Consider the following 11277-nt stretch of genomic DNA (forward strand, 5'->3'; position numbering starts at 1 on the left):
GGAAAGGAGGACCGGCATGGAGGTTTATATTGGCGGCAGGGCACAGGGAAAGCTGGAATATGTGAGGGCGAAATATCCGGAAAAAGAGCGGATTGTTTCCGGCGGGGATGCCGGGATAGAAGCGTGCCTGGAGGCGGATGTGATAGATCATTTCCACTTGTTTATCAGAAGGTTTGGGGATGACAGGGAAGCTGCCCGGCAGGCTGTGGAGCAGATTCTGGAGAAAAATCCGGGTGTGATTATTGTATGTGATGAAATTGGATGCGGCATTGTTCCGATGGAGCGGGCGGAACGGGAATACCGGGAGCTGGTGGGACGGATCATGTGCGGGGTTGTGAGCCGGGCGGAACGGGTGGAGCGGCTTGTGTGCGGGCTTGCACAGCAGCTTAAGCCGGCAGGGGAGGAAACGGTGTAACCGTTTAAGCAGGTACGGGCATTTGACTGTAAAGTGCGTGAAAAAACGTGAGGACGGCAGGTGTCCGGGGAGGAAATAATATGGTTTGGCGTCTGATACTGATCCGGCATGGAATGACGGAAGGAAACCGGGAAAAGAGGTATATCGGCACAACGGATGAGTCCCTGTGTGAGGAGGGACGGCGTGTGCTGGAGAAAAGGAAGGCGGCAGGAGAATATCCGGAAGCGGATGTGGTGTTTGCGAGTCCGATGAGACGGTGCCTGGAAACAGCGGAACTTTTGTATCCGGGGCAGGAACCGGTGGTGATAAAAGATTTCCGGGAATGCGATTTCGGGTTGTTTGAAGGGAAGAATTACCGGGAACTGACGGGAAATCCCTTGTATCAGGCCTGGATTGACAGCGGAGGGGAGCTTGCGTTCCCGCAGGGGGAGAGCCGGAAGCTTTTCCAGGACAGGTGTGCCCGAGGGCTTGAAGAGCTGGCGGCAGTGTGCAGAAGCCGGAAGGATTCCGGGAGGGGAACAGAAACAACGGATGCCGCGCTCGGCGGGCCATCCTTATGTTCAACAACGGCTGCCGTTGTTGTCCATGGAGGGACAATTATGGCATTGCTTGACCGATTTGGCCCGGAAGGCGGCGGGTATTATTCCTATCAGTGCGGGAGCGGAGAGGGATATTGCTGTCTGGCGGAAGGATTGGCCCGGGAGAATGAAAAAGGGGAGATTGTGCTTTCATGTATACATCCATTAGTATTTTCGCAGGATTTATCTTAGACTTGCTGTTTGGGGATCCGTATTGGATGCCGCATCCCGTCCGTGCCATGGGGAAGGGGATTCAGGTGCTGGAAAAAAAGCTCCGCCGTCCCGAAAGCTCTCCGGAGGCGCAGATGAGAGCCGGTGCGCTGCTTGTGGGGATCATGGTGTTTTGCTGTGCCCTGCTGCCCGCTCTTCTGCTTTTAGCGGCTTATTGGCTGCATCCGGCTGTGGGGCTTGTGCTGGAGACTTTTATGTGCTATCAGATCATGGCGACTAAATGTCTGAAGGCGGAGAGCATGAAAGTATGCCGGGCACTGCGGGAAGGGGATGTGGAGAAAGCGAGGAAGGCGGTTTCCATGATCGTAGGCAGGGATACGGCGGTGCTGTCTGCGGAAGGGATCACTAAGGCGGCGGTGGAAACCGTGGCGGAAAATACCTCGGACGGCAGTATTGCCCCTCTTCTGTATATGCTCCTGGGAGGGCCGGTTGCCGGATTTGCCTATAAGGCGGTGAATACGATGGATTCCATGCTGGGGTACAAGAATGAAAAATATCTGTATTTCGGAAGGGCGGCGGCCCGTCTGGATGATGTGGTAAACATGATCCCGTCCCGTCTGGCCGCCTTACTCATGATTGCTGCGGCCTGGCTGTGCGGGCTGGACGGAAAAGGGGCCTTTTGCATCTGGCGCAGGGATCGGTTTCAGCATGCCAGCCCGAATTCCGCACAGACGGAAGCCGCCTGCGCGGGAGCGCTTGGTGTAGCGCTGGCAGGAGACGCGGTTTATTTCGGAAAAGTGGTGAAAAAACCGTTTATCGGGGATGGGGACCGGCCCGTGGAACCGGAGGATATCGTCAGGGCAAACAGGCTCTTATATGTTTCTGCGGCTGCTTTGTGTGCAGGAGGGCTGCTGCTTCGGTGGATACTGTAAAAAGTATCCGTTCCGACAGATTGGTCAGGTAAAAGGCAGGGGAGAGAAGAACATGGATTTATTTGAACATGGAGGCAGGGGCAGCAGGAATATACGCTACGATTTTTCTGCCAATATCAATCCGCTGGGTATGCCGGCCGGTGTGCTTGCAGCGCTGAAGGACAGCCTGTGCCGGGCTGTGCGGTATCCGGAGGCGGACAGTCTGTCTTTGCGGGAGGCGATTGCCGGGGACTGGGAGACGAAGGCGGAGAATGTTGTGTGCACAAACGGGGCTTCTGAATTGATCTATGCGGCGGTACGGGCTTTGCAGCCGGCGGCAGGGCTGCTTCCTGCACCGACCTTTTCGGAGTATGAACGGGCGTTTTTATCCGCCGGTTGTCCGGTCAGATATTATCCATTAAAAAGGGATAACGGATTCCGGGCAGACGAAGAGTTTCTTGCTTTCCTGGAGAAGCAGGAAGCGGGCAGCCTGTTGTTTCTTTGCAATCCCAATAATCCGACGGGAAGCTGTACGGAGCCTTCTCTCATGGAACGGATTGTAAAACTGACGGCGGAAAAAGGGATCTGGCTGGCTGTGGATGAGGCGTTCCTTGCTTTTTCCGGAGAATACAGGCAGCGGAGTATGAGACGGTATTTCCGGGATTACGGAAACCTTCTGATCCTGAATGCTTTTACCAAGCTGTATGCCATGCCGGGCCTGCGGCTGGGATATGGGATATGTGAAAACCGGGAAGTGATCCGGCGTATCCTTCTTCAGCTTCCTGCCTGGAATGTTTCCATTCCGGCCCAGGCGGCGGGCCTTGCGGCTTTGAAGGAAAAAACATATGTGGAAGAAACGGTGGCTTATATAGCCCGGGAGCAGGCGTTTCTTCGGGAAGGACTTGCAAAAGTACCGCGGCTGGTATACCGGGTCTATCCCCCCATGGCGAATTATATTTTTCTGGAAGGAGCGCCCGGACTGGACAGGCTGCTTGCAGATAAGGGGATAGCGATCCGAAGCTGTGAGAATTACAGGCAGCTGCGGACAGGGGATTATAGAATCGCGGTACGCAGCAGAACGGAAAACGAAGCGCTGCTGCGTGCGCTTATGGAGGAGGAAGCAGCATGGCAAAAAATCTGATGATCCAGGGGACGATGTCCAATGCGGGAAAAAGTATACTGACGGCGGGTATCCTGCGGGTGCTGCGGCAGGACGGTTATCGTGTGGCCCCGTTTAAATCCCAGAATATGGCATTAAATTCTTATATTACCAGGGACGGGCTGGAAATGGGGCGGGCCCAGGTAATGCAGGCGGAGGCGGCGGGCATTGAGCCGAACGTCTGGATGAACCCTGTTTTACTGAAGCCTAACAGCGATATGGGTTCCCAGGTGATTGTTAATGGTGAGGTGTTTGGAAACCGGGAGGCGCGGGATTATTTCCGCATGAAAAAAAGTCTGATCCCTTCGATTATGAAAGCCTACGGCGAACTGGACAGCCGGTATGATATCATCGTTATCGAAGGGGCGGGAAGCCCGGCGGAAATCAATCTGAAGGAAAATGATATTGTGAATATGGGGCTTGCCGCACTTGTGGACGCGCCGGTGCTTTTGGTGGGAGATATTGACAGAGGCGGTGTATTTGCACAGCTGCTCGGGACGATATGGCTGCTGGAAGAGGAAGAACGGGCAAGAGTGAAGGGACTGGTTATCAATAAATTCCGGGGGGATAAATCCATTCTGGATCCGGGCCTTAAGCAGCTGTATGACAAATGCGGGATCCCGGTTACCGGCGTCATCCCTTATGTCAGGCTGGATATTGATGAAGAAGACAGCCTCTCGGAAAAGCTGGACCGGCATACGGCGGCCGGCCGGATAGATGCAGCGGTAATCCGGGTGCCGCATATATCCAATTTTACGGATTTCGGAATGCTGGAGGGCTGTGAAGAGGTTTCGGTCCGGTATGTAAGGACGGCAGGGGAACTGGGAAATCCGGATTTACTGCTGCTTCCCGGGAGCAAAAATACGATGGCGGATCTGCTGTGGATGAGGGAAAACGGCCTGGAAGCCAGGATACAGAAGCTGGCCGTATCCGGCTGCCGGATTATGGGGATCTGCGGAGGTTATCAGATGCTGGGGAACCGGCTGGAGGATCCGGACGGCGTGGAGCATGGCGGACAGATGGCCGGCCTTGGGCTTCTGCCTGTAGTGACCCGGTTCCGGGGAAGCAAGCACCGTACCAGAGTGGAGGGAAAGGTGAAAAAGCTTTCCGGCGTTTTTGAACAGATGAGCGGCGCGGGCGCGGAGGGGTATGAAATCCATATGGGGGAAACCACGGCGGATGGGGGCTGCGATTATTTTGCCGACGTTACGGACTGTGTGACAGGACAGCGATATGCCGATGGAGCCGTAAAAAATAATGTATGCGGAACTTATATCCATGGGATCCTGGATTCCCCCGGCCTCCTGCAGGGACTGCTTACGCCCCTCTACCGGGAAAAAGGAATACAGCCCGGGACGTACAGGGATTTACAGGCTTATAAACAGGAACAGTACGACCGGCTGGCAGAAGTGATACGGACACATCTCGATATGGATGCTGTGTACCGGATCATTGACCGCGCCTGAAGGGGCGGCTGAAAGAAGAGAAAAGGGTACCTGTGAGGGTACACAACGGTTACCGGAAAGGAATAATAAAATGAATCTGGAACAATATACGCCCGGAGAAATCGAGAAAAGAAGCTTCGCCATCATTGAAGAAGAACTGGGGAGGGAGCTGGATCCGGTACAGAAGCCTATCATAAAACGGGTCATTCATACCACGGCGGATTTCAGTTATGCCGACACACTTTTCTTTTCGGAAGGTGCGGTGGACGAAGGGCTGGATGCCCTTCGCAGCGGTGTCTCCATCGTTACGGATACCAATATGGGAAAAGCGGGAATCAACAAGAAAAAACTGGAACAGCTGGGAGGAGGTGTCCATTGCTTCATGGCGGATGCGGATGTGGCGGAGCAGGCGTCCCGGCGCGAAATCACCAGAGCGGCAGTGAGCATGGAGAAGGCTGCTTCCATGCAGGAAGATTTTATTTTTGCCATCGGCAATGCGCCCACGGCACTTATCCGCCTGTATGAGCTGATCCGGGAGGGAAGGATCCGTCCCCGGCTGATTATCGGCGTTCCGGTGGGGTTTGTTAATGTGGTGGAGGCCAAAGAGCTGATTCTTACGGCGGGAGTGCCTGTTATTGTGGCGAGGGGCCGTAAAGGGGGAAGCAATGTAGCGGCGGCGATCTGCAATGCTTTGTTGTATCAGCTGTAAGGGACGGCAGGAGAAAGAAAAAAGTTGACATGCAAGTATTACGGCTGTAGGATATAAAAAGATTGGAAGAGCAGGAACAGGAACAGTTCCTGCTTGTCTGAACGTTTACCGTATAAGGGAGGTACTTGTTATGTCCGCGAGACGAAGACGCAGGAGAAAAGGGCGGAGAAGCCGGAGATATGGGAGAAGGCTGCTGTTGGCGGCGGTATCGGTTCTTGTGGTTGCCGGGCTTGGTGTTCTGGGGTATCTGGGAGTGAAAAAAATTCTGCCGGCAGCAGGGGATAAGCCGGCGGAGCCGAGGACTCCCGGGGAACTGCTGGTTTATTATATGGCGGGGATCGAAACGGAAAGCTATGAAGCGATGTATGGAATGCTGGATGAGCAAAGCCGTGGGGCGATTTCCCCTGAGGCTTTTGTAGAGCGTAACCGGAACATATATGAAGGGATTGAGGCTTCGGGAGTGCAGGTGGAAATCACGGAGACGCAGGAAAGCGGCAGCCAGGCGGTGACAGTTTTTTATGAAACCAGGATGGATACGGCGGCGGGAGAGATATCGTTTTCCAATAAGGCCGTATTTCTGAAGAATAAGCTGGAAAAAGAGGAAGAAGGATATCCGTATGTGCTTGTTTGGGATGACGGTTTGATTTTTCCCGATCTGACGGCGACAGATAAAGTCAAGGTAACCAGGGAAGAGGCGGCAAGAGGAGAAATCGTGGACCGGAACGGTAAGCTTCTGGCAGGAAAAGGTACAGGGTCTTCGGTGGGGCTTGTTCCCGGAAAAATGGAAAGTGCTGCAGAGGCCGGCGACGAGGTATTATCGGAGGGAAGCGCTGAAGTAATGGAAATGACGGCAGACGGTACAGTGAATACGGAAGCACAGACGGAAGATACTTCTGAGACGGAAGGCCTGCCGGAGAGCGCCGTGGAAGGCGATAAGAAGCACTCGGCATCGGTGGAACGTTTGGCTGCGCTTTTGGAGGTGTCGCCGGAAAGCATAGAGAAAAAGCTGGCGGCCAAATGGGTGAAGGCGGATTCCTTTGTGCCCATTAAAACCATACAGAAGCTGACGGAGCAGGAGCTTATGGCAGAGGCGCCGGGGGAAGAGGTACAGCGGAAAATAGAGCTGGAGGAAGCTTTGCTGGACATTCCCGGGGTGCTGATTACCGATGTGGAAATCCGGGATTATCCCTTGGGCAGGGCGGCCTCCCATCTCACGGGTTATATCCAGCAGGTGACAGCGGAGGATTTGGAAAAACATCCGGGAGAGGGCTATCGGGCCAACAGCGTTATCGGAAGAAGCGGGATGGAGCTGTTGTATGAAAAAGAGCTGAAAGGCCAGGACGGCTGTGAAATTGCTATTCTCAACGATGCGGGTCAAAAGAAAAGCGTTCTGGCACAGGTACCCAAAAGGGACGGTCAGACGATAAAGCTTACGATTGACGCGGGGCTTCAGAAAGAATTATATGCGGCATATGCAGAGGATAAAAGCTGTTCAGTGGCTATGGATCCCTTTACCGGGGAGGTACTGGCCCTGGTGAGTACGCCGTCCTTTGACAGCAGGGATTTCGTATATGGTATGTCCCAGACGCTCTGGGACAGTCTGAATGAGGATGAGAGGCTTCCTCTTTACAACCGGTTCCGTCAGAAACTGAGTCCCGGCTCTTCCTTTAAGCCGGTGATAGCGGCTATCGGCCTTGAAACCGGAGCGATTGATCCGGATATGGATTATGGAAACGAAGGGCTGCAGTGGCAGAAGGACGCGGGTTGGGGAAATTATTATGTGACCACACTTCACGCTTACGAGCCGGTCACCTTGGAAAATGCCCTCATTTACTCCGATAATATTTATTTTGCGAAGGCGGCCCTGCGGATCGGCAGCGATAACCTGATAGAATCCCTGAAAAAGCTGGGCTTCGGGGAACCGATGCCCTTTGAAATATCCATGGCGGCTTCTCAGTATTCCAACAGCGAAGGAATCGATTCCGAAATCCAGCTGGCGGACAGCGGCTACGGGCAGGGGGAAGTATTGGTAAACCCGCTTCATCTGGCAGCCCTCTATACCGGCTTCGCCAACGGAGGGGATATTATCCGCCCCTATCTGCTCTATAAGGGGGAAGCGGAACCGGAAATATGGCTGGAAAAGGCCTATACGCCGGATACGGCGGCTCTGGTGGAACAGGGGCTGGAGCAGGTGCTGCGTTCCCCGCACGGAACCGGGCATGAGGCTTATCGGGAGGATATTCCCCTGGCCGGTAAGACCGGGACAGCGGAAATCAAACTGTCCAAAGAGGATACAAGCGGTACCGAGCTGGGCTGGTTCTGTGTTTTTACCACGCAAAAAGATACCGGTACCCCGATTCTTCTGCTCAGCATGACGGAAGATGTGAAAGGAAGAGGCGGAAGCGGCTACGTTGTGAATAAGACAAATTCTGTCCTGGATTCTTATTTCAGCCGGGACTAGTGCACCATCCGGCCTGTTACGTTGTTACACGGATTCGTACTTATATGTGTAATAAAATGCATAAATATTGACGAATCTGGTGTATTATGATATGTTACCTAATAGAGGATGAGCTTGGAAGTTCTCTCATGCTACTAATTGGTGCAGTATTGCAGGCAAGCCTGCGGTATGAGGGGGATATATGAAACGAAAAATAACAGAAAAGCTTCATGAATGGAAAAAGAAAAAAACAGGACGAATGCCTTTGCTTATTTATGGGGCGAGACAGGTTGGAAAAACGTTTGAGATGCAGGAATTTGGAGCTGTTTATTATAAGAATACGGTATATGTGAATTTCGAGATAGATGAGAAAATTGGAATCTATTTTGAGACAGATATTCACCCGGATTATTTAGTGTCTATTTTGGAAAAATATTATCAAACAAAAATCATTCCAGAAGATACGCTTATCATTTTTGATGAAATTCAGGCATGTGAAAGAGCATTGACTTCGTTAAAGTATTTTCAGGAGGAGTCACCGGAATATCATGTAATCGCAGCCGGAAGTCTTCTGGGTGTAGCGATAAATCGTGATAAATATTCATTCCCGGTTGGAAAGGTTCAAATGGTGACAATGTATCCCATGGATCTGGAAGAAATTTTGTGGGCAAAGGGAAAGCAGCTTTTGGCAGATACAATCCGGGATCATTTTCAAAAAAACGAACCGATGGATGAATTGCTTCATGAGGAAGCAATGCAGGAATTTTACCATTATTGTATCGTTGGCGGGATGCCGGCAGCGGTGAAAGCGGACATTTTGGCGAATAGCCCAATTGATCAAAGTGAAATAAGACAAATGCTTCTAAATTCTTATATTGCGGATATGACAAAATATGCAGATAAATCGAATACAATCCGTATTTTTGAAGCATACGATTCGTTGCCTGCGCAGTTGGCAAAAGATACAAAAAAGTTTCAATATAAATTAATTAAGTCGGGAGCAAGGACATCACAATATGGCGATGCAATCGACTGGCTGATACGGTCTGGAATTGTCCATAAGTGTGTGAAAAGCAAGCAGGGCTTTTTTCCAATCGCAGCATATCAGGATCTTACAGCTTTCAAGCTGTATTATAGTGATATGGGAATTATGTCTGCAAGAATCGGAATGTCGCTGGAAGCTATGACAAATAAAGAAACAGAGCATTTCCGTGGTATTCTAACGGAAAATTATGTTTCAATTGCATTGAAAACGAATGGATACGATTTGCACTATTGGGAGTCGGACAGTACTGCTGAGGTGGATTTCCTGATTCAGAAGGACAGCCATGTGATACCGGTGGAATGCAAGGCAGGAGAACATGTGAAGGCCAAAAGTTTAATGGTATATATGGAAAAATACGAACCGACTTATGCGATACGGATTTCTACACGTAATTTTGGGTTTGTAAAAGGTATAAAAGCAGTTCCCTTGTATAGTGTGTTTTGTATATAACCGATATTAATAAAAAACTCAAACTTTTCAGGTGCCAAAAGCCCCTCCGCCCGCTGTCTGCGGGGCGTCTTTTGGCACCTGGGAAGTTTGAGTAAAAAATATATTTTAAATCAGGAGGCTGACAATGACATTTACCTACCCGGCAGTTTTTACACCCCAAAAAGAAGGCTCAGGCTATCACGTGGTATTTCCGGATTTGGAAGGCTGCGAGGCAGAAGGGCCGGATTTGGAGGATGCTATTGATAATGCTGCGGATGCGGCATATAACTGGATTTGTGCGGAGATGGAGGAAGAGGAATGCGAACTGCCTTCCCAGACCCATGAGGACGATTTGGACCTGGAAGAGGGTCAGATTGTGAGAAAGATCCTTGTTCGAATCAAACTCCTTCCGGACAATGATTAATTACAGGAACCTGTTACTGTGAAGTTATGGAGCAGGTACAGGCAATAAGAGGGCCGGCGGCAGATATCCATTCTGTCCGCCGGTTTTTTTCGGATTTGCCACGCAAACTTCGCAGGCGCGAAATGGCCTTCCGCCACTGTCTGCGGCGTGCTGCCGGGATGGAAAAGGATTTTCCTCAGTCCATCAGGCCGGGCATTCCGATGAGCCTGAGGACATCAAGTGTGTCAGATGAGGCTGACACACTTGAACAGTCTCATCTCCAAGGCCTGAAAGGCGCTGAAGAAAATTCCTTTTCCATCCCGGCAGTGCGCCGCAGACAGCGGGCGGAAGGCCATTTTGCGCCTGCGAAGTTTGCGTTTGCTATTTAAATATATGGATCGTACCGGTTTCATTCAGATGCCGGAGGAGAGAAAGGCTGATGGGAAAACCGAACAGCCCGATGACGCCCAGAAGCTGTACGCCCACGAACATACTGGCAAGTGTCACCACCGGATGCAGGCCGATCTGGCTTCCCACAATTTTGGGTTCGATAATATTACGGATAACGGTTATGAATAAATAAACTATCAGCAATCCCAGGGAAAGAGGATAATCTCCCGTCAGAGCGGCGATAACCATCCAGGGAATCATAATTCCGCCGGTACCCAATACGGGAAGAACATCAAATACGGATATCAGAAAGGCGATAAGGATGGAATTTTTGACACCGATGATGCTCAGGCCGATGGACAATTCAATAAAGGTAATGGTCATAATCAGGGCATAGGATCGGATACATACAAAAAGAGTGCCGACCACATATTCTTTAATCTGAAGAAATACCTGTTTGGATTTGCCTCCCAGCTGCCGGAGAAAAAAGCCGGTCAGCATTTCATAATCCGCCGCAATGAAAAATGTGGAAATAATCATGAGCAGCAGCTTGATAAAAAGTCCGGGAAGGGAAGAGGCAGCCCCGGAGATAAGGCCCATGGCTCCCATGGAAAGGCTGGAAACCATCTGCCCAAGTGACTGGATAAATTGGTTAAAAAGCTCTTCCAGCGCAGATACCAGGGAGGGATCCATGTTTTTCAGGCTTTGTTCGATATTTCCGAAAATGCCTGTTAATACAGGCTCCACATGCGCGGCATAAATCTGCGGAAGATTCAGCACCAGATCCTTGGAGGAGGAGAAGGCGCGGATGCCCAGCAGGGATATCAACAGCCCGATTGTGCTGTAAAAAACGAGCACAAGCAGGATGGCTACAGGTTTCCTCGGCAGGCGCAGCTTCCGGGCCAGATATATCACTGGCTTTTTCAAGAGATAGGCGATGACGAAAGCTATTACAAAGGGAGCCAGCATGGGAAGCCCATATTTCAGAACCAAAAAAGCAGCGCAAAGCAGCAGTGCGAAGTACAAAAAATTAATGAGAAACGCTTTTCTTTTTTCCATTTCGTTGTCAGGCAATAAAGCCGGGCTTAACTGCCATATCCTTTCTGAATTGCTAACTGTAACATAACTAACTCAAACTTCGCAGGAACAAAATGGCCTTCTGCCCGCTGGCAGAGCGGTGTC

Annotated in this window: 11 protein-coding genes; 10 read left to right on the forward strand and 1 reads right to left on the reverse strand. The window is 51.1% G+C overall.

The features are described from left to right. Positions 1-16: 16 nt before the first annotated feature. The 10 genes from DXA36_RS10710 (at position 17) to DXA36_RS32700 (ending at position 10094) form a co-directional block, all read left to right on the forward strand. Entirely contained in the window at positions 17-415 is a 399-nt protein-coding gene (locus tag DXA36_RS10710; RefSeq protein WP_118678944.1) for a bifunctional adenosylcobinamide kinase/adenosylcobinamide-phosphate guanylyltransferase, read from the forward strand. 80 nt (positions 416-495) lie between these two features. Further along, the gene (locus DXA36_RS10715; RefSeq protein WP_118679004.1) at positions 496-1185 is read left to right on the forward strand and encodes a histidine phosphatase family protein; all 690 of its coding nucleotides are present in this window, start codon (positions 496-498) and stop codon (positions 1183-1185) included. Next, positions 1146-2096: an adenosylcobinamide-phosphate synthase CbiB gene (cbiB, locus tag DXA36_RS10720; RefSeq protein ID WP_118678946.1), complete on the forward strand. Its 951-nt coding sequence runs from the start codon at positions 1146-1148 to the stop codon at positions 2094-2096. The genes DXA36_RS10715 and cbiB overlap by 40 nt, the downstream gene beginning before the upstream one ends. Positions 2097-2148: 52 nt before the next feature. Beyond that, positions 2149-3216, forward strand: a complete 1068-nt coding sequence (locus tag DXA36_RS10725; protein WP_182479008.1) for a pyridoxal phosphate-dependent aminotransferase — start codon at positions 2149-2151, stop codon at positions 3214-3216. Beyond that, positions 3201-4700: a cobyric acid synthase gene (locus DXA36_RS10730; protein ID WP_118678950.1), complete on the forward strand. Its 1500-nt coding sequence runs from the start codon at positions 3201-3203 to the stop codon at positions 4698-4700. Before DXA36_RS10725 ends, DXA36_RS10730 begins: the two co-directional genes overlap by 16 nt. 70 nt (positions 4701-4770) lie before the next feature. Further along, positions 4771-5388, forward strand: a complete 618-nt coding sequence (locus DXA36_RS10735) for a precorrin-8X methylmutase (RefSeq protein ID WP_118678952.1) — start codon at positions 4771-4773, stop codon at positions 5386-5388. 130 nt (positions 5389-5518) lie between these two features. Next, positions 5519-7849, forward strand: coding sequence for a penicillin-binding transpeptidase domain-containing protein (locus DXA36_RS10740; protein WP_118678954.1), 2331 nt, complete (start codon positions 5519-5521; stop codon positions 7847-7849). Between the two features lie 181 nt (positions 7850-8030). Then, complete coding sequence (locus DXA36_RS10745) at positions 8031-9323, forward strand: ATP-binding protein (protein ID WP_118678956.1); 1293 nt, start codon at positions 8031-8033, stop codon at positions 9321-9323. A gap of 124 nt (positions 9324-9447) precedes the next feature. Further along, the gene (locus DXA36_RS10750) at positions 9448-9726 is read left to right on the forward strand and encodes a type II toxin-antitoxin system HicB family antitoxin (protein WP_118678958.1); all 279 of its coding nucleotides are present in this window, start codon (positions 9448-9450) and stop codon (positions 9724-9726) included. 158 nt (positions 9727-9884) lie between these two features. Then, positions 9885-10094, forward strand: coding sequence for a hypothetical protein (locus tag DXA36_RS32700; RefSeq protein ID WP_147366573.1), 210 nt, complete (start codon positions 9885-9887; stop codon positions 10092-10094). Here the strand turns inward: DXA36_RS32700 and ytvI are convergent. Further along, positions 10087-11154 carry a sporulation integral membrane protein YtvI gene (gene ytvI / locus DXA36_RS10760; protein ID WP_118679006.1) on the reverse strand — a complete coding sequence of 356 codons (1068 nt, stop codon included), beginning with the start codon at positions 11152-11154 and terminating at the stop codon, positions 10087-10089. The genes DXA36_RS32700 and ytvI overlap by 8 nt on opposite strands. Positions 11155-11277: the final 123 nt, after the last annotated feature.

Origin of the sequence: Eisenbergiella sp. OF01-20 (assembly GCF_003478085.1) — a bacterium.
Classification (GTDB): domain Bacteria; phylum Bacillota; class Clostridia; order Lachnospirales; family Lachnospiraceae; genus Eisenbergiella.